Annotated in this window: 16 protein-coding genes, 3 rRNA genes and 2 pseudogenes; 16 read left to right on the top strand and 5 right to left on the bottom strand. The window is 68.6% G+C overall.

From position 1 onward, the window contains the following. The first annotated feature begins 81 nt into the window (after window positions 1–81). The 4 genes and pseudogenes from HNR70_RS11990 to HNR70_RS12005 all read left to right on the top strand — a co-directional run bounded on the left by HNR70_RS11990 (window position 82) and on the right by HNR70_RS12005 (window position 3968). Window positions 82–1495, top strand: a pseudogene (locus HNR70_RS11990) (rhodanese-like domain-containing protein). Between the two features lie 98 nt (window positions 1496–1593). After that, entirely contained in the window at window positions 1594–1782 is a 189-nt protein-coding gene (locus HNR70_RS11995) for a DUF8730 family Cys-rich protein (RefSeq protein WP_184325862.1), read from the top strand. Between the two features lie 198 nt (window positions 1783–1980). Then, entirely contained in the window at window positions 1981–3276 is a 1296-nt protein-coding gene (locus HNR70_RS12000; RefSeq protein WP_184325863.1) for an MFS transporter, read from the top strand. 203 nt (window positions 3277–3479) lie between these two features. Continuing rightward, entirely contained in the window at window positions 3480–3968 is a 489-nt protein-coding gene (locus HNR70_RS12005) for an excisionase family DNA-binding protein (protein WP_184325864.1), read from the top strand. Window positions 3969–3989: 21 nt separating this feature from the next. Here the strand turns inward: HNR70_RS12005 and HNR70_RS12010 are convergent, their stop codons facing one another. Then, window positions 3990–4277 (bottom strand): hypothetical protein, encoded by a 288-nt coding sequence (locus tag HNR70_RS12010; protein WP_184325865.1) that lies wholly within the window; start codon window positions 4275–4277, stop codon window positions 3990–3992. On the opposite strand from HNR70_RS12010, the pseudogene HNR70_RS16520 reads away from it, so the two are divergent. Further along, window positions 4276–4644, top strand: a pseudogene (locus HNR70_RS16520) (DUF4282 domain-containing protein); the annotation flags it as partial. The gene HNR70_RS12010 and the pseudogene HNR70_RS16520 sit on opposite strands and share 2 nt — an antisense overlap. 76 nt (window positions 4645–4720) lie before the next feature. Beyond that, window positions 4721–5149, top strand: a complete 429-nt coding sequence (locus HNR70_RS15980) for a hypothetical protein (RefSeq protein ID WP_246375215.1) — start codon at window positions 4721–4723, stop codon at window positions 5147–5149. Window positions 5150–5266: 117 nt separating this feature from the next. Here the strand turns inward: HNR70_RS15980 and rrf are convergent. The 3 genes from rrf to HNR70_RS12030 form a co-directional block, all read right to left on the bottom strand. After that, a 5S ribosomal RNA gene (gene rrf, locus HNR70_RS12020) occupies window positions 5267–5383 on the bottom strand. Window positions 5384–5495: 112 nt separating this feature from the next. Next, a 23S ribosomal RNA gene (locus HNR70_RS12025) occupies window positions 5496–8563 on the bottom strand. 355 nt (window positions 8564–8918) lie between these two features. Beyond that, window positions 8919–10438: ribosomal RNA gene (locus tag HNR70_RS12030) — 16S ribosomal RNA — on the bottom strand. The 16S, 23S and 5S rRNA genes sit together here, the layout of an rRNA operon. Before the next feature lie 711 nt (window positions 10439–11149). Between HNR70_RS12030 and HNR70_RS12035 the strand changes: the two genes are divergently transcribed. Next, a complete protein-coding gene (locus HNR70_RS12035) occupies window positions 11150–11503 on the top strand; it encodes a hypothetical protein (protein ID WP_184325867.1) in 354 nt (117 codons plus the stop codon). 6 nt (window positions 11504–11509) lie between these two features. Then, a complete protein-coding gene (locus HNR70_RS12040) occupies window positions 11510–11968 on the top strand; it encodes a hypothetical protein (RefSeq protein WP_184325868.1) in 459 nt (152 codons plus the stop codon). Between the two features lie 44 nt (window positions 11969–12012). On the opposite strand, the gene HNR70_RS12045 is transcribed toward HNR70_RS12040, so the two are convergent. Further along, window positions 12013–12543 (bottom strand): MarR family winged helix-turn-helix transcriptional regulator, encoded by a 531-nt coding sequence (locus HNR70_RS12045; RefSeq protein ID WP_184325869.1) that lies wholly within the window; start codon window positions 12541–12543, stop codon window positions 12013–12015. A gap of 53 nt (window positions 12544–12596) precedes the next feature. On the opposite strand from HNR70_RS12045, the gene idi reads away from it, so the two are divergent. Genes idi through HNR70_RS12085 form a run of 8 tightly spaced genes read left to right on the top strand, consistent with a single transcriptional unit; the run spans window position 12597 to window position 19855 of the window. Further along, window positions 12597–13178: an isopentenyl-diphosphate Delta-isomerase gene (gene idi / locus HNR70_RS12050; RefSeq protein ID WP_312857654.1), complete on the top strand. Its 582-nt coding sequence runs from the start codon at window positions 12597–12599 to the stop codon at window positions 13176–13178. Then, the gene (locus HNR70_RS12055) at window positions 13175–14302 is read left to right on the top strand and encodes a polyprenyl synthetase family protein (RefSeq protein ID WP_184325870.1); all 1128 of its coding nucleotides are present in this window, start codon (window positions 13175–13177) and stop codon (window positions 14300–14302) included. Before idi ends, HNR70_RS12055 begins: the two co-directional genes overlap by 4 nt. Then, window positions 14299–15873, top strand: coding sequence for an SDR family oxidoreductase (locus HNR70_RS12060; protein WP_184325871.1), 1575 nt, complete (start codon window positions 14299–14301; stop codon window positions 15871–15873). Before HNR70_RS12055 ends, HNR70_RS12060 begins: the two co-directional genes overlap by 4 nt. Then, window positions 15870–16733, top strand: coding sequence for a TspO-related membrane protein (locus HNR70_RS12065; protein ID WP_184325872.1), 864 nt, complete (start codon window positions 15870–15872; stop codon window positions 16731–16733). The genes HNR70_RS12060 and HNR70_RS12065 overlap by 4 nt, the downstream gene beginning before the upstream one ends. Continuing rightward, a complete protein-coding gene (locus tag HNR70_RS12070) occupies window positions 16730–17596 on the top strand; it encodes a phytoene/squalene synthase family protein (RefSeq protein ID WP_184325873.1) in 867 nt (288 codons plus the stop codon). Before HNR70_RS12065 ends, HNR70_RS12070 begins: the two co-directional genes overlap by 4 nt. After that, window positions 17593–19188 (top strand): phytoene desaturase family protein, encoded by a 1596-nt coding sequence (gene crtI / locus HNR70_RS12075; protein WP_184325874.1) that lies wholly within the window; start codon window positions 17593–17595, stop codon window positions 19186–19188. The genes HNR70_RS12070 and crtI overlap by 4 nt, the downstream gene beginning before the upstream one ends. Then, window positions 19185–19550, top strand: a complete 366-nt coding sequence (locus HNR70_RS12080) for a lycopene cyclase domain-containing protein (RefSeq protein WP_184325875.1) — start codon at window positions 19185–19187, stop codon at window positions 19548–19550. The genes crtI and HNR70_RS12080 overlap by 4 nt, the downstream gene beginning before the upstream one ends. Further along, on the top strand, window positions 19547–19855 hold the full coding sequence (locus tag HNR70_RS12085; protein WP_184325876.1) for a lycopene cyclase domain-containing protein: 309 nt from the start codon (window positions 19547–19549) through the stop codon (window positions 19853–19855). The genes HNR70_RS12080 and HNR70_RS12085 overlap by 4 nt, the downstream gene beginning before the upstream one ends. Window positions 19856–19857: the final 2 nt, after the last annotated feature.

The following is a 19857-nucleotide window of genomic DNA, read 5'->3' on the forward strand; positions in this document are numbered from 1 at the left end:
TACCCCCTGGGGTATCCCCTACACTCGGCGGCACACGGCCCGACGGGCCCGGTCTCCGCACCGGAGGGACAGGAGAGGGACATGCTTCTCGAACGGATCTACGACGAGGACCTCGCGCAGGCGAGCTTCATGATCGGCTGCCAGGAGCGCGGCGAGGCGCTCGTGGTCGATCCGCGCCGCGACGTGCAGGTCTACCTCGACCTCGCCGCCGCGCGCGGGATGCGGATCGTGGCGGTCGCCGAGACCCACATCCACGCCGACTTCCTCTCCGGCACCCGCGAGCTGGCCGCGGCGACGGGCGCGCAGGCCTACGTCTCCGGCGAGGGCGGGCAGGACTGGCAGTACGGCTTCGAGGCGCAGCGCCTCATGGACGGGGACACGATCACCCTCGGCAACGTCACGGTGTCCGCCCGCCACACCCCGGGCCACACCCCCCGAGCACCTCGCCTACCTCGTCAGCGACGGCGCCGTCACCGACGAGCCCGGCTACGTCCTCACCGGCGACTTCGTCTTCTCCGGCGACCTCGGCCGACCCGACCTCCTGGACGAGGCCGTGGGCATGGAGAACACGCGCTTCGAGGGCGCGAAGCAGCTCTTCGCCTCGCTGAGGCGCGTCTTCCTCCCTCTGCCCGACCACGTGCAGGTCCACCCCGGCCACGGCTCCGGCTCCGCCTGCGGCAAAGCGATCGGGTCGCTGCCGTCGACCACGGTCGGCTACGAGCGCCGCTTCGCCTGGTGGGCGCCCTTCCTCGCGGCCGACGACGAGCAGGGCTTCGTCGACGCGCTGCTGGACGGGCAGCCCGACGCCCACGCCTACTTCGCCCGGATGAAGCGGCAGAACCAGGCCGGTCCCGCCCTGCTCGGCGAGCGACCGGTGCCGCGAGAATTCACCGCGCAGGAGATCGCCGACGGAATGACGGCGGGCACGGTGGCGCTGGTCGACACCCGAGGGGTGGACGAGGTGCACGCCGGCGCCGTGCCCGGAGCGCTCAGCCTGCCCTCCCTCGGCAAGGCCGCCACCCACATCGGCTCGGCCTTCGACCCCGAGACCGATCCCGCGCAGCTTGTGGTCCTCGCGGCCGACGCGGCGGAGGCCGCGCAGTGGGGCGACCGTTTCGTGCGCGTGGGCGTGGACGCCCTCACCGGCTTCACCTCGGACCTCGAGGGCCTCCCCCATGAGGCGCCCGCGCTCGTCGCCCCCGCGGACCTCGCCGCGCTCCAGGAGGCAGAGCCCGATGCGCTGCTGCTGGACGTGCGCGGCCGCGGCGAGCACGCCGCCGGCTCGATCCCTGGGGCCTCGCAGTTGAACGCCGGCAAGGTCCTCTTCCACCAGGACCGGCTCCCGGCACCCGGCACCGCGCGGGTGATCACCTTCTGCCAGTCCGGGCTGCGCAACACCGTCGCCGCCTCGGCTCTGCGCCGCGCCGGCCACGACGTGGTCGAGCTCGACGGCAGCTACGCCGGCTGGTCCCGCTGGGCCGACGGTCAGGCCTGAACACCACCCCACCACCCCGAGACCGACGACTCGTCGGCTCCTCCCTCGACGGGCCGACCCACGGCCCCGCCACCACCCCACGACGGAAGGACACCGAGATGTGCCGAGCAGTCACCTGCACCACCTGCGGAAAGACCACCTGGGCCGGCTGCGGCCAGCACGTGGACCAGGTCATGAAGAACGTCCCCGCGGCCCAGCGCTGCGGCGGTCACGAGGCGGGCACCCCGGGCTCGAAGGTGGACGCCCCGGGCTCGCGCGGCTTCTTCGCCCGACTCCTCGGGCGCTGAGGCGCGAGGGTCGCTGAGGAGGCGCGAGCCGCTGACGGACCCGCGCCGCCGAGGGGCCGCCCCGTCGGCCGATCCAGGCGGGGCGACTCCCCCACATCCCCTATCGCCGAGCCCCCGTCGGCCGATAGCATCGCGGAGTCCCCACCGCTACCAGCGTCGGCAGCGTTCCTCCCCTGCCGACCCCTGCTGGAGCCCGTCGTGACGACCTCTCCCGGAACCGCGCCCACCGCGTCCTCCACCCCGCTCTCCCCCGGCCGACTGCGCCTGGTCATCCTCGCACTGTCCTTCGGCGCCTTCGCGATCGGGGTCACCGAGTTCGCGTCGATGGGCCTGCTGCCGCAGATCGCCCACGACCTGGACGTCTCCATCCCCCGCGCGGGCATGCTGATCTCCCTGTACGCGCTCGGCGTGGTGGTCGGCGCGCCGCTGGTCACCATCGCCGCCGTGCGGGTGCCGCGCGCGAGGCTCCTGATGGTGCTGATCTCCCTGATCGGCGTCGGCAACCTGCTCTCGGCCCTCGCCCCGGACTTCGCGGTCCTCGCCATCTCGCGCGTCCTGTCGGGCCTGCCCCACGGCGCCTACTTCGGCGTCGCGGCGCTGGTCGCCTCGCGCCTGTCCCCGCCCGGACGCCGCGCCCGCTCGGTGTCGCTGGTGATGCTGGGCCTGACCATCGCGACCATGCTCGGGGTGCCCGCCTCGACGGCGCTCGGGCAGACCGTCGGCTGGCGCGCCGCGTACTGGATCGTCGTGGTGATCGCGGCGGTCACCGCCGCCACCATCTGGCGTCTCGTGCCCGAGCCGGAGAACTCCGGCGCCGCCGCCTCGGTGCGCGGTGAGCTCTCGGCGCTGCGCCGCGCCCAGGTGTGGTTCGGCCTCGGAATCGGCGCGATCGGCTTCGGCGGCATGTTCGCGGTGTACAGCTACATCGGCGAGATCGTGCCGGGCGTGATGGGCATGCCCGAGCGGGCCGTGCCCATTGCGCTGTTCGTGTTCGGCGTGGGCATGACGCTCGGCACCCTGATCGCCGGCCGCTTCGCCGACTGGTCGCTCTACGGCACCCTCGTCATCGGCCTCACCGGCATGGCGATCACCCTGGCGCTGTTCGCGCTCGTGGCCGAGAACGCGATCGCCGGCATGGCGGTGCTCTTCACGATCGCCGTGACCTCCCAGTTCCTCGGCCCGTCGCTGCAGCTGTTCCTCATGGACGCCTCGCCCGACGCCCCCTCCCTCGCCGCGGCACTGCACCACTCGGCCCTGAACATCGGCAACTCCCTCGGCGCCGCGCTCGGTGCCGCCGTGCTCGCCGCGGGCCTCGGCCTCGTGGCCCCGGCCTGGACCGGCGCGGTCCTCGCGGTGCTGGGCCTCGGGATCGTGGGCGCGAGCTACGCGCTGCACCGGAAGCAGGTCGCAAGGGCGGGGGCCGCACAGTCGGGTGCCGGGCAGGAGAACCTGCCCACCCGCACCCCGACCGAGGAGATCCCCGTCGCGGGGTGAGGCTCGGCCCGCCCGTTCGGGGTGGCGTCTGCAGAATAGGGCGTCTCAAAGCACGCGCTGACGATATTCGTCGCACCGTGCCCTGAAACGCCCCTTTGTGCAGGCGCCCTCGCGTGTCATGCCGTGCTTGGTCGCGGCCACTCCACACCCTTCAAGCTTTCGGCTTTTTCGAGTAGCACGGTGCCTGACCTCGAGGAGCTGCCATGCCTGCAACGCGCCGTCGTCCACCGGAGACCTACCTGCCGCGCGAGAGCGAGCGCGGAAAGCTCATCGACCTCGTCACCGCACTTCGCGACCGCGGCTCCGAGGTCGCTCCGCTCCCTGCCTTGGTGACCGCCTCCGGCACGCGGCTCGAGCTGCCCGCGGACGTCGCCGAGGTCCTCGAGGAGATCGTGCACCATCTGGCCGACGGGCAGGGCGTCACCGTCGTCCCCCACCATCAGCTCCTCACCACGCAGGAGGCGGCAGACATGCTCAACATCTCGCGTCCCACCTTCGTGAAGCTGCTCGAGGAAGGCCCACTTCCCTTCGACATGCGCGGCCGGCACCGCAGGGTTCGCCTTGGTGATATCGTCGCCTATCAGGACAGCCTCCAGCAGCAGCGTTCGGACGCCCTCAGGCAGATGCAGGCGGACGGCCAGGCCGATGACGTCTACGCACAGTTGGACACTCCTCCTGTCACGACGCGGTGAGGCCAGGATCAGCCCCGCTCCTCAGCGGTCCCGGTGATCAGGCCCCAGCGCGACGGCCCCGGCGAGCAGGACGACGGCGAGCAGGACGGCGTTGTGGCCGACCTTCGCGGCCTGGTCCACATGGCCCGCGAGCGGGGTGATGGTGAAGGCGAGCAGACCGCGGCCGAGCATCAGCCCGAGCCCCGCCGCCGCGACATGGCGGGGTGACCAGTCCGGGCGATGGGACAGGCGCCGGAGCGACGCCCCGAGCGCGGTGACCGCACCGGCGGCGAGGAGGAGGCCGATCCACGTCGGCGGGGAGGCCTCCATGACGAGGGCAGCGAGGAACGCACCGAGCAGCGCTGGCCACAGCCGCGGCGGTCGCCTCGGAAGTGAGCTGGCAGAGAGCGCCTTGTTCGACGTCAGGGCCGACCGTTACGTCGCCGACCGGTTCCCCCCGGTCCTGCACGTGCTCTCGATCGTGCTCGCAGCGCTCACCCGGCTGATGGTCATCGGCGCAGGCATCGCGGTCAGCATGCTCGTCAGCGGGGTGGGCCTCGAGACCGGCTCCCCCACGTTCAACGGCGTCCCGGCCATCGTGGCGCTGCTGCTCGGGTGGATCCCCGCCCTGTTCTCCCTGCTTTTCATGCGCCTCGGGATCGAGCTGGTGGCCTCGAGCGCGCGGACCGCGCGGAACACGGCGCTACTGGCGGAGCCGGCCGGGCCGCGCTGCGCCGTCCCGGGCGACCGTAGTGCCGGGTACGTTCACCGGCATGCTGCAATCACGCCTCCGCGCCGGAGTGGCCGGACTCCTCCTCGCGCCGATGCTGCTGCTGAGCGCCTGCACCGAGGGATCCTACAACCGCTGCAGCGGCGCGCACCACGAAATGAGCTGCGCAGCCGGGTTCTCGAAGTCCACGAGCCAGTGGAGCGAGAAGCTCACCGGCGACCACTGGCACACGCAGATCGTCGTGTCCGGCACGTTCACCGTCGAGGCCGGCAGCGGCACCCTCACGCTCTCCGGCGCCGACGGCGAGGTCGAGTACCCGCTCAGCCCGGAGGCGCCGGTGGCGATCAGCGACCTCGCCCTGGACCTGAACGAGCCCTTCGGCAATGACTCTCCGACGAGGACACCTTTATCACGCTCACCACGCGGACCGAGGGCACCCTCGAGGGGTTCTCGGCGGAGTACGAGTACCTGACCCGCTGAGCGGCGGCGCGCTCCGCAGCGGGACCAGAATCCGGGCATGAAAAAAGGGAGTGGAGGAGGCGAACACCCATTTCAGGGGTTCAAGCACTCCTCCACTCCCAGTGAAGATGTCCGGCGGCGACCTACTCTCCCACACCCTCCCGAGTGCAGTACCATCGGCGCGATCGAGCTTAGCTTCCGGGTTCGGAATGGAACCGGGCGTTTCCTCGACGCTATGACCGCCGTAACTCTATGAGACACAACCAGCCCACACACCACACTGACGTGATGCTGGGGTTGTTTCTCGAGAACCGCACAGTGGACGCGAACACAAGCAGCAACAACACAAAAAGATGAGTTGTTGTAAGTCATCGGCCATTAGTACCAGTCAGCTCCACACATTACTGTGCTTCCACATCTGGCCTATCAACCCAGTCATCTACTGGGGGCCTCACACACCTCAAGGGTGCAAGGATATCTCATCTCGAAGCAGGCTTCCCGCTTAGATGCTTTCAGCGGTTATCCCTTCCCGACGTAGCCAACCAGCCATGCCCTTGGCAGAACAACTGGCACACCAGAGGTCAGTCCATCCCGGTCCTCTCGTACTAGGGACAGGACTTCTCAAATATCCAACGCGCGCAGCGGATAGGGACCGAACTGTCTCACGACGTTCTAAACCCAGCTCGCGTACCGCTTTAATAGGCGAACAGCCTAACCCTTGGGACCAACTCCAGCCCCAGGATGCGACGAGCCGACATCGAGGTGCCAAACCATGCCGTCGATATGAGCTCTTGGGCAAGATCAGCCTGTTATCCCCGGGGTACCTTTTATCCGTTGAGCGACACCCATTCCACAATGAGGTGCCGGATCACTAGTTCCTGCTTTCGCACCTGCCCGACATGTCTGTCTCGCAGTCAAGCTCCCTTGTGCACTTACACTCAACACCTGATTGCCAACCAGGCTGAGGGAACCTTTGAGCGCCTCCGTTACTTTTTGGGAGGCAACCGCCCCAGTTAAACTACCCATCAGACACTGTCCCTGATCCGGATCACGGACCGAGGTTAGGAATCCAGAACGACCAGAGTGGTATTTCAACAACGACTCCACACTCACTGGCGTGAATGCTTCCCAGTCTCCCACCTATCCTACACAAGCCGTCCCGAACACCAATATCAAACTATAGTAAAGGTCCCGGGGTCTTTCCGTCCTGCTGCGCGTAACGAGCATCTTTACTCGTAATGCAATTTCGCCGAGTTCGCGGTTGAGACAGTGGAGAAGTCGTTACGCCATTCGTGCAGGTCGGAACTTACCCGACAAGGAATTTCGCTACCTTAGGATGGTTATAGTTACCACCGCCGTTTACTGGGGCTTAAATTCTCAGCTTCGAACCCAAAGGGCTCTAACCGGTCCTCTTAACCTTCCAGCACCGGGCAGGCGTCAGTCCGTATACAGCGTCTTACGACTTCGCACGGACCTGTGTTTTTAGTAAACAGTCGCTTCTCCCTGGTCTCTGCGGCCCTTCCCGCTCTCACAGGTCGGGCCCCCCTTCTCCCGAAGTTACGGGGGCATTTTGCCGAGTTCCTTAACCACGATTCTCTCGAACGCCTTGGTATTCTCTACCTGATCACCTGAGTCGGTTTAGGGTACGGGCGACCGTATTCGTCACGCCGGAACTTTTCTTGGCAGTACAGGATCACTCACCTACGCCCATACGGGATCCCCATCACGCCTGACCCTCAATGTTCCCAGCATTACCCGGGAACGGGCTGCACGCTTAGACGGACTATTCCATTAAGTCCGCGGAAGCTACCTCTCTGCGTCATCCCTCGCGCTGACCTACTACGACCTTGGTTCCCAGCCTCACCAACCTCCACACCCCGAAGGGTATGGGGAAAGCTCGGGTGGTTAGCATCAGACGCCTCGGTATGGGTCCTCCTACGATCGGTTCGGGAATATCAACCCGATGTCCATCGACTACGCCTGTCGGCCTCGCCTTAGGTCCCGACTAACCCAGGGCGGATAAACCTGGCCCTGGAACCCTTGATCAATCGGCGGACGGGTTTCTCACCCGTCTTTCGCTACTCATGCCTGCATTCTCACTCGTGCAGCCTCCACCACTGGGTTCCCCCGCGGCTTCACCGGCTGCACGACGCTCCCCTACCCATCCCAGCAAATGCTGAAATGACACAGCTTCGGCGGTGTGCTTGAGCCCCGCTAAATTGTCGGCGCAGAATCACTTGACCAGTGAGCTATTACGCACTCTTTCAAGGGTGGCTGCTTCTAAGCCAACCTCCTGGTTGTCTCAGCAACTCCACATCCTTTTCCACTTAGCACACGCTTAGGGGCCTTAGCTGATGTTCTGGGCTGTTTCCCTCTCGACTATGAAGCTTATCCCCCACAGTCTCACTGCTGCGCTCTCACGTACCGGCATTCGGAGTTTGGCTAAGGTCAGTAACCCGGTGGGGCCCATCGCCTATCCAGTGCTCTACCTCCGGCACGAAACACGCAACGCTGCACCTAAATGCATTTCGGGGAGAACCAGCTATCACGAAGTTTGATTGGCCTTTCACCCCTATCCACAGGTCATCCCCTCCATTTTCAACTGAAGTGGGTTCGCGCCTCCACGCGGTCTTACCCGCGCTTCACACTGCCCATGGATAGATCACTTCGCTTCGGGTCTAGAGCCGGCGACTGAACGCCCCGTTCAGACTCGCTTTCGCTACGGCTACCCCACACGGGTTAACCTCGCCACCGACCACTAACTCGCAGGCTCATTCTTCAAAAGGCACGCCGTCACCCCTCAAGGCTCCGACGGATTGTAAGCGCACGGTTTCAGGTACTATTTCACTCCCCTCCCGGGGTGCTTTTCACCTTTCCCTCACGGTACTTGTCCGCTATCGGTCACAAGGTAGTATTCAGGCTTACCAGGTGGTCCTGGCAGATTCACACCGGATTTCACGGGCCCGGTGCTACTCGGGAACAGCGTCACGCCGTGCAGCAGTTTCGTCTACGGGGGTCACACCCTCTACGCCGTCGCACTCACCACGACTTCGACTACCACTACACGTACACGTCGACAAGCCGGCAGACCCATCAGACACGTCCCACAACCCCAAGCCTGCAACCCCTGCCGGGTATCACACAGACCAGGTTTAGCCTCTTCCGCTTTCGCTCGCCACTACTCACGGAATCACTATTTGTTTTCTCTTCCTGCGGGTACTGAGATGTTTCACTTCCCCGCGTTCCCTCCACACTGCCTATACATTCAGCAGCGGGTACCAGGGCATGACCCCTGGTGGGTTTCCCCATTCGGACATCCTCGGATCACAGCTTAGTTGTCAACTCCCCGAGGCTTAACGCAGACTCACACGTCCTTCGTCGGCTCCTTGTGCCAAGGCATCCACCGTGCGCCCTTTAAAACTTACGGCAACACAAAGACACTCTTTGCATATAAAAATTGCTTACAAGATGCTCGCGTCCACTATACAGTTCTCAAAAAACAACCCCACACCCACAACCTCACACACAAAGTGCTCAGAAATGAGGGAGGACCAGCCACACACCCCACAACCCGAAAGTTCCGGGGCTGCGTGCAGCCTCACAACCCAATAGCGTGCCTCCACCTCAAACCCTCAACCAGTCTCGCGTTCCATTCCCTACTGGGAAGTACTAGCTCGTCCGATCTCGGATGAAGTGCCTATTCATCGATGTTCCACCCTGAGCAACCACCCGCCCGACACTCGCGGACGACGATGGCCACCATAATTGGTGATGCTCCTTAGAAAGGAGGTGATCCAGCCGCACCTTCCGGTACGGCTACCTTGTTACGACTTAGTCCCAATCACCGATCCCACCTTCGACAGCTCCCTCACGAGGATGGGCCACTGGCTTCGGGTGTTACCGACTTTCGTGACTTGACGGGCGGTGTGTACAAGGCCCGGGAACGTATTCACCGCAGCGTTGCTGATCTGCGATTACTAGCGACTCCGACTTCATGGGGTCGAGTTGCAGACCCCAATCCGAACTGAGGCCGGCTTTTTGGGATTCGCTCCACCTCACAGTATCGCAACCCATTGTACCGACCATTGTAGCATGCTTGAAGCCCAAGACATAAGGGGCATGATGATTTGACGTCGTCCCCACCTTCCTCCGAGTTGACCCCGGCAGTCTCCTATGAGTCCCCACCATGACGTGCTGGCAACATAGAACGAGGGTTGCGCTCGTTGCGGGACTTAACCCAACATCTCACGACACGAGCTGACGACAACCATGCACCACCTGTGCACCAGTCCGAAGAAAACCCCATCTCTGGAGTCGTCCGGTGCATGTCAAGCCTTGGTAAGGTTCTTCGCGTTGCATCGAATTAATCAGCATGCTCCGCCGCTTGTGCGGGCCCCCGTCAATTCCTTTGAGTTTTAGCCTTGCGGCCGTACTCCCCAGGCGGGGCACTTAATGCGTTAGCTACGGCGCGGAAAACGTGGAATGTCCCCCACACCTAGTGCCCAACGTTTACGGCATGGACTACCAGGGTATCTAATCCTGTTCGCTACCCATGCTTTCGCTTCTCAGTGTCAGTAATGGCCCAGAGACCTGCCTTCGCCATCGGTGTTCTTCCTGATATCTGCGCATTTCACCGCTACACCAGGAGTTCCAGTCTCCCCTACCACACTCTAGCCTGCCCGTACCCACCGCACGCCCGAAGTTGAGCCTCGGGTTTTCACGGCAGACGCGACAAGCCACCTACAAGCTCTTTACGCCCAATAATTCCGGACAACGCTTGCGCCCTACGTATTACCGCGGCTGCTGGCACGTAGTTAGCCGGCGCTTCTTCTGCAGGTACCGTCACTTTCGCTTCTTCCCTACTGAAAGGGGTTTACAACCCGAAGGCCGTCATCCCCCACGCGGCGTCGCTGCATCAGGCTTTCGCCCATTGTGCAATATTCCCCACTGCTGCCTCCCGTAGGAGTCTGGGCCGTGTCTCAGTCCCAGTGTGGCCGGTCGCCCTCTCAGGCCGGCTACCCGTCATCGTCTTGGTGAGCCATTACCTCACCAACAAACTGATAGGCCGCGAGTCCATCCCCCACCGATAAATCTTTCCAACACGCACCATGCGGTGCACACTAATATCCGGTATTAGCCACGATTTCCCGAGGTTATCCCGAAGTGAGGGGCAGGTTACTCACGTGTTACTCACCCGTTCGCCACTAATCAGGTAGTGCAAGCACCACCGTCATCGTTCGACTTGCATGTGTTAAGCACGCCGCCAGCGTTCGTCCTGAGCCAGGATCAAACTCTCCATGAAAATCATGAAAAACTATAACCTGACAAAATAAACAAACAACCAGCATTAAACTGCTGTATCATCCGTTATGATTTGCCATTCAAAAATAATGGCATCGATAAACAGACACGCTATTGAGATATCAAGCAACACGCGCACTCAGTGCTACCGAACCGCTCTCGCGGTTCCTCGCTCCGAGGCAACCCTGATAACTTAGGACTTCCGCTCTCCCAAGTCAAATCGTTGCGGTGTGATCCGCGTCGCGATCCTCTTCCGAGAGACCTTCCGCCCCAGGTCACGACCGGTTTCGCTGGCTGGACTCTCGTCCTTCCCGCTGTCCCGATCTCCTGGGCACGAGGAAGAACATTACGGGCCCCGGAACCACCCCGTCAAGCTAGAACGGCCCTTTTCGAGGTGGCCTCGGCCACACCGTGTTGCGCGGTGCTCCGGCACCCTCGAGAAGGCGTTGCGGAGAGCGGCCCGGAACGTGCTGCGGGCGCGGTGCGGCGCAGGCTCTCAGCGCTCCTCGCGACGTGGACGAAACGCGACCATGCGTGCAAGTCCCGCGACAGCGCTCCCATACGCCGGTCCCTGCCGCCCGCCACCCCGGACCCGCCACCCGCCGTGTGCCCGCCGGGAGCGCCCTGCGCGGTCCGCGAGCGCACCCCGCTCCCTCGCACTGGAACACCGCTGTTCACCTCCGCCCTCGGGCAGCTTTCGAGAGGACCGTCGATGGACGACCTTTCCCCCGGGGCCGGCACCGGCCGGCCCGACACCTTCCCCGGCAACGTCTCCACGGCCACGGGCTCGATCGTCGCCCCCGCCGGCGGCAGCGGCCCCGGCGTCGCCGTCGTCGACAGGGACGCGCGCCGCCCCGACGCCCTCGGAGGGGACGCCCCCTCCGGCAAGCGCACCGGCAGGGCGATGGTCCCCATGGGCTTCTCCCAGGCGGTCGACAATTCCGAAGGTGGGCTGATCAACACCTTCTTCCTGCTCATCGGCGCCGCCTTCTGCGTGGGCGAGGGGATGCTGGGCCTGCTCAGCGCGATCAGCAAGTTCGCGCGCATGTTGTTCGGGCCCTTCTGAGAGATGATGGCGGACCTCTTCGTGCGGAGCTTCGGCGAGAAGGGCCGCATCATGCTGATGCAGATCTACCTGGTCTCCTTCGCGGGCACCGTCGCGCTGGTCACCCAGCTCCCCTACGAGGGCTTCGTGGTCTCGATCCCGCTGAACCTGCTGCTGGGCCTGGTGTTCTCCGTGGGCTTCTCCGGCTGCGTGCTGCCGATGGTCTCCAACGTGGTCCCCTCCCAGCTGAGCGCCACCGCGTTCGCGATGCTGTGCCCCCTCATCCAGGGCGGCATCACCGCCCTGATGGCCCTCGGGCTCGGCTTCGTGGCCGAGGCGTTCAGCAGCCAGACCATGTTCCTGTGGTTCGTGGTGGCGCCGTACCTGCTCAACGCCGTGTACTGGACGCTGTTCTACCGGGTCCACCCCCGGGACGTGGCGCGCCAGAAGGAGCGCACCGAGCTGGTGGCCGCCGGGAGGTTCTGAGCGACCGCTCCCCGAGGAGCTCTCCCGCCGCACGGCCGCGCGCCTCACGGCGCGGGCGGGGTGAGCTTCTCGGGCGCGGCCTCCGTCTCGAGCTGCTCCGCCATCGCGTCCAGGAAGCCGATGGCGGCGGTGCGCGCGGAGGGCGGCACGTCGTGGGCGATCTCCAGCATCCTCTCGTGCATCCCGCGCAGCCGCTCCCGCACCTGGGCGTGGGCGTGGTCGGTGGCGACGATGATCCGGGAGCGGCCGTCGTGGGGGTGCGGCGCCCGGGCGAGGTGGCCCGAGGCGGTGAGCCGGTCCAACAGCTTCGAAGTGGAGGCGCCGGAGATCTCCAGGTGCCGTGCCAGCTGCAGCGGGGTGACCGGGTCCTCGGCGTGCTCGTGCGCGATCACGAAGCGCAGCGCCTCAAGATCGGTAGTGTTCATGTCCATGCTGGCGCTCATCCGCCGGCGCATCTCGAGATTCGCGGCGCGGAAGCGACGCAGCGCGGCGAGCAGCGCCACAGCGCCGTCCTGCTCGGGGTACCAGTACGGAGCGGCGGTCGCGGCGCCGTCGCGTCCCGTGCTCTCGGTCATGCCCAGATGCTACAGTCCATTTACGTAGACAGGCTAAGTAGTTGGGAGCGCTCGTGATCGACACCGCCGTGCCGGAGGGGGCCCGGGCCGAGGACGGCGTCGAGGACCACGTCGTGCTCCTCGACGCCGAGGGCGCGCCGTGCGGTCTCGCGCCGCGCGCCACCGTGCACTCCGCCCACACTCCACTGCACCTCGCTTTCTCCTGCCATGTGGTGGACGCCGGCGGCCGGGTGCTGCTCACCCGTCGGGCGCTCGGCAAGCGCACCTGGCCGGGGGTCTGGACCAACTCGTTCTGCGGCCACCCCCGCCAGGGCGAGAGCTTCCCCGAGGCCATCGCCCGCCATGCCCGGCACGAGCTGGGCATGCGCGTGGGCGCACCGCGGGAGGTGCTGCCGGAGTTCCGCTACCGCGCGGTGGACGCCTCGGGGGTCGTGGAGAACGAGGTGTGCCCCGTGTTCGTCGCCCACGCGCAGAGCGACCCCGCGCCGAACCCGGACGAGGTGATGGATCTGCGCTGGGTGGAGCCCGCCGACCTCGCCGCCCTGGTGGACCTCGCCCCGTGGACCCTCAGCCCGTGGGCGGTCGCGCAGGTGCCGCAGCTCGGGGACGCCCTCACACCGGGGAGCACGCCATGAGCGACGCCCACCTGCCGTCCGTCGATCGCGAGCTGCGCCGCCAGCTGGCGCGCGGCGCCGCCCTGCCCGGCCCGCTCCCGCTGCCCGATCACGAGCAGCTGTGGACCGCGCTGGGCGACGCCGTCGAGGGCGGCAAGCGGCTGCGCCCCGCCCTGCTGCTCTCCGCGCATGCGGCGCTCGGCGGCACGAGGCACGAGGCCGCCGTGCAGGTGGGGGCGGCGCTGGAGCTGCTGCACACGGCCTTCGTGGTGCAGGACGACGTGATCGACGGGGACGAGGTGCGCCGCGGTGTGCCCAGCGTCCCCGGGGGCGCGGCGGCGCAGGCCGCCCGGCACGGCGCGACCCCCGCCGGGGCGCGCCGGCTGGGCCAGGCCGCCGGGATCCTCGCCGGGGACCTGGGACTGATCACGGCGATGCGCACGATCTCCCGCTGCGAGGCCCCGGCCCCGGTGGTGGAGGGGCTGCTGGACCTGTTCGAGACCACCCTGCACGCGACGGCCGCCGGCGAGCTCGCCGACGTGCGCCTCCAGCTCGCACCGGCCGCCGACCCCGCCCCGCTGCGCGAGGTGCTCGCGGTCGCGGAGCTGAAGACGGCTCTGTACTCCTTCCAGCTGCCGCTGCGCGCCGGGGCGCTGCTGGCCGAGGCGCCCTCCGAGGTGCACTCCGCCCTCGACGAGATCGGCAGCCTGCTGGGGATCGGCTTCCAGCTGGTGGACGACCTGCTGGGCACCTTCGGCGACGCGCAGCGCACCGGCAAGAGCGCGCTCGGGGACCTGCGCGAGGGCAAGCGCACGGCGCTGATCGCCCACGCCTCCACCACCGAGACCTGGCCCGCCCTGCAGTCGCTGCTGGGGCGCGCGGACCTCGACGACCACGACGCCTCCCGCGCCCGCGACCTGCTCACCGCGTGCGGCTCCCGCGCCTGGGTGGAGGATCTCGCGCACTGGCACCTCACCAGCGCCTCCGAGGCCGCTCTGCGGCACGGTCTGCCCGCGGCGCTAAGCGACGCCCTCGAGGCCACCACGGCCCAGATCCTCCGCGGCGTGGAGCTCACCCTGCCCGGCCCCGCCCACCCCTCGGCCGGCACCGCGCCGCCCCGCGCGAAGGAGGACCAGCCCGCATGAGCACCACCGCCCCACCCCCGGCCGACGCCTCCTCGCCGCTGGTCCTGGTCACGGGAGCCAGCGGCTACATCGGCGGGCGCCTGGTCCCGGCCCTGCTCGAGGCGGGGCTCCGGGTGCGGGCGATGGCCCGTCACGCCGACCGGCTCGAGGGCCGTCCCTGGCGCGGTGCGGTCGAGGTGGTGGAGGCCGACGTCGAGGACGGGGCGAGCCTGGACGCGGCCCTCGCCGGCGTGGACACCGCCTACTACCTGATCCATGCCATGGGCGGCGGGCGCCGCTTCGCCGACCGCGACCGCGAGGGGGCGCGTGCCTTCGCCGAGGCCGCGGCCCGGGCCGGGGTGCGACGGATCGTGTACCTCGGCGGGATCCATCCCGACCAGGAGTCGCTCTCCGACCACATGGCCTCCCGCCGCGAGGTGGGGGAGATCCTGCTGGCCGGCGAGGTGCCGGCGGTGGTGCTGCGGGCCGCGGTGATCCTCGGCTCCGGCAGCGCGTCCTTCGAGATGATGCGTCATCTCTCCGAGCGTCTGCCGTTGATGGTGGCGCCTCGCTGGCTGCACAACCGGATCCAGCCGATCGCCGTGCGGGACGTGCTGCATTACCTGGTGGCGGCCGCCCGCCTCGAGGGCGCCCCGAACCGCACCTTCGACGTGGCCGGGCCGGACGTGCTCACCTTCGCCGCGCTGCTGCAGGCCTACGCCCGGGCCGCAGGCCTGCCCAGGCGGCGCATCCTCACCGTCCCCGTGCTCACCCCGCGCCTGGCCAGCCACTGGATCGGCCTGGTCACCCCGGTGCCCAGGGCGATCGCGAGGCCGCTGGTGGAGTCGCTGATCCACGAATCGGTCGCGGCGGAGTCGGATCTGCAGCGCCTGGTGCCCGCACCCCCGGGCGGCCTCACCGGGGTGGACCGGGCGATCGCGCTGGCGCTGACGAGGATCCGGGAGCTGGACGTGGTCACCGCCTGGCACTCGGCCACCCCGGCCGGCGCGCCCTCCTCCCCGTTGCCGGAGGATCCGGAGTGGTCCGGCGGGATCGTGCGCTGCGACGAACGGCAGTGCCCGGTCGATGCCGCGCCGGAGACCCTGTGGGCGGTGATCGAGGGGATCGGCGGCCGCCGCGGCTGGTACTCCTGGCGTCTGGGCTGGGTGGCGCGGGGGCTGATGGACCGCCTCGTCGGCGGGCCCGGGCTGCGCCGCGGTCGCCGCCACCCCGACCGCCTCGCGGTGGGAGAGGCGCTGGACTGGTGGCGCGTGGAGCGCCTGGACCGGGGGCGCCTGCTGCGACTGCGCGCCGAGATGCGCCTGCCGGGCCGGGCCTGGCTGGAGCTCGGGGTGGAGGAGACCGCCGACGGCTCCGCGATCCTCCACCAGCGCGCGATCTATCACCCCCGCGGCCTGCGCGGGGACCTGTACTGGTGGGCGGTGTGGCCGTTCCACGGGATCGTGTTCGGCGGCATGCAGCGCAACATCGCCCGCACCGCCGAGACGGCGGAGCCGGCCCGGTCCTCGACAGCCCGTCCCGCCCCTGCCGCCCCCGCCCGCTCCGGCACCGACCCCGAGGAGCTCTCATGACCCGCCCCGCCCGCCCGCTCCTGCGCCATCTCACCGTCACCGTGAGCTTCGCGCTCGCGATGCTGGGCACCGCCGTGGGGGTGGGGGCGTTCGGCGGCGACCCGATCGACGAGGCCGCCGGCGGCCTGCTCGCCGCCGACGCCACCCACCTCGCCCCCGCGACCGGCGCCTTCCGGATCTGGAGCCTCATCTACCTGGGACTCGGCGCCTACGCCGTATGGCAGTGGTGGGACCGCCACGACCACCGCGGCGTCGCCCTGCCCGCGATCGCCTCGCTGCTGCTGAACGCGGCGTGGATCCTCAGCATCCAGGCCGGGGCGGTGGGGGTCAGCGTGGTGGTGATCGTGCTGCTGCTGGCGGTGCTGGGCCTGCTCGCCCATCGGCTCACCGCACGCCCCGCCGGCGGCACCCTCGAACAGCTCGTGGTGGACGGCACCTTCGGGGTGTACCTGGGATGGGTGAGCGTCGCGACCTGCGCGAACATCGCCGCCGCGCTGAAGGGCGCCGGGTTCGCGGGCTTCGGGGCACCCGGCGTCCTCGCCGCGGCCGTGCTGGCCGTGGTCGCGGTGCTCGGCGTGGCGCTGGTCCGGGCGGGACGCCGGCCGGTCGCCGCCCCGGCGGCGATGATCTGGGGGCTGGCGTGGATCGCCGCGGGCCGCGCGCTGGACGCGCCCCACTCCCCCGTCACGGCGGTCGCCGCCCTCGCCGCCGCGGCGGTGATCGCGGCCGCGGCGGTGTGGGCGTTGTGGCGCACCGCGCAGGCGCCGGAGCCCGGCCGCTCCCCGTCAGCCGTCCGTCCCGCCGCCGAGGCGGCCCGCTCCCCGCGCGGCGGGCATCGACCGACGGAGCTGGCACGATGACCCCGCGGGAGCGGGCCGTGCCCGCCACGACGCTCTACGACCGGGTCGCCCAGCGCAGCGCCGGGTGCGTGATCGCCAGCTACTCGACGAGCTTCGGATGGGCCTCGCGCCTGCTGGACGAGCCGGTGCGCACGCACGTGCGCAGCATCTACGCCCTGGTGAGGATCGCCGATGAGGTGGTCGACGATCCGGAGCCCGCCCTCACGGTGCAGGAGAGGTCGCGGATGCTGGAGGACCTCGCCGCAGAGACGGCCCGCGCCCTCGCCGGAGGGCGCTCCACGAACCTCGTGGTGCAGGCGTTCGCGGTGACCGCCCGACGCTGCGGCATCGACGCCGCGCTGATCGATCCGTTCTTCGCCTCGATGCGGGCGGACCTCACCGTCGCCGTGCACGACCGGGCGAGTCTGACGGAGTACGTGCACGGCTCCGCCGAGGTGGTGGGGCTGATGTGCCTGCGGGTGTTCCTGGACGGGGACGAGGCCGAGTACGCGCGCCTGGCCCCGGCGGCGAGCGCGCTCGGCGCCGCCTTCCAGAAGGTGAACTTCCTGCGCGATCTCGCGGAGGACCACGACCAGCTGGGACGGGTCTACGGGCCCGGTCTGGACCCGGCGGCGTTCGACGACGCCCGCCGGGACCTGCTGCTGGACGAGATCGAGGAGGACCTCGCCCACGCCGCGACCGCGCTGCCGCATCTGCCCTCCTCCAGCCGTCGCGCCGTCGCCGCCGCCCACGGCCTGTACGCGGAGCTGGCCCGCCGGCTGCGGGCCACCCCCGCGGCCCGGATCCGCCATGCCCGGGTGCGGGTGCCCGCGCCGCGCAAGGCGCTGGTGCTCACGCGCGCCGCGCTGGGGGTGCGGCGATGAGCCGGGTGGTGGTGATCGGCGGCGGGATCTCGGGCCTCGCCACCGCGGCGCTGCTGGCCCGCGACGGGCACGAGGTGGACCTGGTGGAGGCGCGCGAGGAGCTGGGCGGGCGCGCCGGCTCCTGGGAGCACGGCGGGTTCCGCTTCGACACCGGGCCCTCCTGGTATCTGATGCCGGAGGTGTTCGACCACTTCTTCCGCCTGCTGGGGACCTCCGCCGCCGAGCAGCTGGATCTGCGGCAGCTGGATCCCGGCTACCGGGTGCTGTTCGAGGGGCATGAGGAGGGGCTGGATGTGAGCGCCTCTGCGGCCCGCAACGCCGACGCCTTCGAGCGGATCGAGCCGGGCGCCGGGCTGCAGCTGGCGAAGCACCTGGACTCCGCGGCCCGCACCTATGACGTGGCGCTCGAGCGGTTCCTCTACTCCTCCTTCACCTCGCTGCGGCCGTTCCTGTCCCCGCGCCTGGCGCTGCAGGCCCCTCGCCTGCTGCAGCTGCTCACCGAGCCGCTGGACCGCTTCGTGGCACGTCGCTTCCGGGATCCGCGGCTGCAGCAGGTGCTGGGCTATCCGGCGGTGTTCCTGGGCTCCTCGCCGGACCGTGCGCCGAGCATGTACCACCTGATGAGCGCCCTGGATCTGACCGGCGGGGTGCAGTACCCGATGGGCGGCTTCGCCCACCTGATCGAGGTGATCGCGGAGCTCGCGGAGCGCGAGGGCGTGCGGATGCACACCTCCACGCGCGCCACTCGGATCCTCACCGAGGAACCCGGCGAGGGGGTCTCGGGCCGACGGGGGCCGCGCCGGGCGCGAGCGCGCGGCGTGGAGGTGCGCGGGGCCGACGGGAGATCGCGCACGCTCCCCGCGGACGTGGTGGTCGCGACTGCTGACCTGCACCGGGCCGAGACCACCCTGCTGCCGCCCCACCTGCAGACCTACCCCGAGTCGTGGTGGCGGCGCCGCACCCCCGGGCCCGGCGCCGTGCTCGTGATGCTGGGAGTGACGGGCGAGCTGCCGCAGCTGGCGCACCACACCCTGCTGTTCACCCGGGACTGGGAGGAGAACTTCTCCGCCCTGCGCGAGGGGCGGATCCCCTCTCCCGCCTCGGCATACGTGTGCCGTCCCTCCGCGACGGATCCGTCGGTGGCACCGGCCGGGCATGAGAACCTCTTCGTGCTGGTGCCGATGCCCGCCGATCCGGGGATCGGACGCGGCGGGCTGGACGGCGGCGGCGACGCGGCCGTGGAGCGCGTGGCCGAGGAGGCGCTCGCGATGCTCTCCGCGCAGGCCGGCATCCCGGATCTCGCGGAGCGGATCGTGGTGCGCCGCACCGTGGGTCCCGGGGATTTCGCCGAGGATCTCGGGGCGTGGCGCGGCAGCATGCTGGGGCCTGCGCACACGCTGGCCCAGAGCGCGTTCTTCCGCGCCGGCAACGCCTCGCGGAAGGTGGAGTCGCTGCTGTATGCGGGCTCGAGCACGATCCCGGGGATCGGTCTGCCGATGTGCCTGATCAGCGCGGAGCTGGTCGCCAAGCGTCTGCGCGGGGATCGCTCGGCCTCCCCGCTGCCCGAGCCTGCGGCGGAGGCGGTGGCATGATCTCGCTCGTGTATCTGTGCGCGCTGCTGGTGCCGCTGGCCTGCATGGGACTGCTGGACAGACGCTTCCGCCTGGCGCTGTGGCGCGCGCCGCGGCGCGCGCTGGTGGTGGTCTGCGGCGGGATCGGGTTCTTCCTGCTGTGGGATCTGGCGGCGATCGCCGTGGGCCACTACCGGATGGGTCAGAGCCCGCTGATGACCGGGATCATGCTCGGGCCCGAGCTGCCGCTCGAGGAACTGGTGTTCATCACCTTCCTGAGCTACCTGACACTGGTGCTGCACGGCCTGGTGGGCATGCTCCGCCCCGCCATCGCGCGGTCACGGGTCTCGGCACCGACCTCGAGACCACAGGAGGAGCGATGAGCTACGCAGCGCTGGCCGGTCTGTTCCTCATCGTGCCCGTGCTGGTCACCGCGCTCGCGGTGGTGCTGCGCCGGCCGGGCCGGGGCTGGTGGGCGGTCACCGCCGGGACCATCGTGGTGCTGTGGGTGATGACGGCGGTGTTCGACTCGCTGATGATCGCCGCGGATCTGTTCCGCTTCGAGGAGTCGGAGCTACTGGGCGTGCGGATCGGCCTCGCCCCGGTGGAGGACCTCGCCTGGCCGCTCGCCGCCGGGCTGCTGCTGCCCTCGCTGTGGCTGCTGCTGGGCCCGGAGAGTGAACGATGAGC

Source organism: Brachybacterium aquaticum, from assembly GCF_014204755.1.
In the GTDB taxonomy this organism is placed as follows: Bacteria; Actinomycetota; Actinomycetes; order Actinomycetales; family Dermabacteraceae; genus Brachybacterium; species Brachybacterium aquaticum.

Coding starts and splice junctions, on each gene's coding strand:
- HNR70_RS15980 (WP_246375215.1), top strand. CDS start 4,721: ATGCTGCAATCACGCCTCCGCGCCGGAGTGGCCGGACTCCTCCTCGCG.
- HNR70_RS11995 (WP_184325862.1), top strand. CDS start 1,594: ATGTGCCGAGCAGTCACCTGCACCACCTGCGGAAAGACCACCTGGGCC.
- HNR70_RS12070 (WP_184325873.1), top strand. CDS start 16,730: ATGACCCCGCGGGAGCGGGCCGTGCCCGCCACGACGCTCTACGACCGG.
- HNR70_RS12060 (WP_184325871.1), top strand. CDS start 14,299: ATGAGCACCACCGCCCCACCCCCGGCCGACGCCTCCTCGCCGCTGGTC.
- HNR70_RS12045 (WP_184325869.1), bottom strand. CDS start 12,543: ATGACCGAGAGCACGGGACGCGACGGCGCCGCGACCGCCGCTCCGTAC.
- HNR70_RS12065 (WP_184325872.1), top strand. CDS start 15,870: ATGACCCGCCCCGCCCGCCCGCTCCTGCGCCATCTCACCGTCACCGTG.
- HNR70_RS12085 (WP_184325876.1), top strand. CDS start 19,547: ATGAGCTACGCAGCGCTGGCCGGTCTGTTCCTCATCGTGCCCGTGCTG.
- crtI (WP_184325874.1), top strand. CDS start 17,593: ATGAGCCGGGTGGTGGTGATCGGCGGCGGGATCTCGGGCCTCGCCACC.
- HNR70_RS12080 (WP_184325875.1), top strand. CDS start 19,185: ATGATCTCGCTCGTGTATCTGTGCGCGCTGCTGGTGCCGCTGGCCTGC.
- HNR70_RS12035 (WP_184325867.1), top strand. CDS start 11,150: ATGGACGACCTTTCCCCCGGGGCCGGCACCGGCCGGCCCGACACCTTC.
- HNR70_RS12005 (WP_184325864.1), top strand. CDS start 3,480: ATGCCTGCAACGCGCCGTCGTCCACCGGAGACCTACCTGCCGCGCGAG.
- HNR70_RS12055 (WP_184325870.1), top strand. CDS start 13,175: ATGAGCGACGCCCACCTGCCGTCCGTCGATCGCGAGCTGCGCCGCCAG.
- HNR70_RS12010 (WP_184325865.1), bottom strand. CDS start 4,277: ATGGAGGCCTCCCCGCCGACGTGGATCGGCCTCCTCCTCGCCGCCGGT.
- HNR70_RS12040 (WP_184325868.1), top strand. CDS start 11,510: ATGGCGGACCTCTTCGTGCGGAGCTTCGGCGAGAAGGGCCGCATCATG.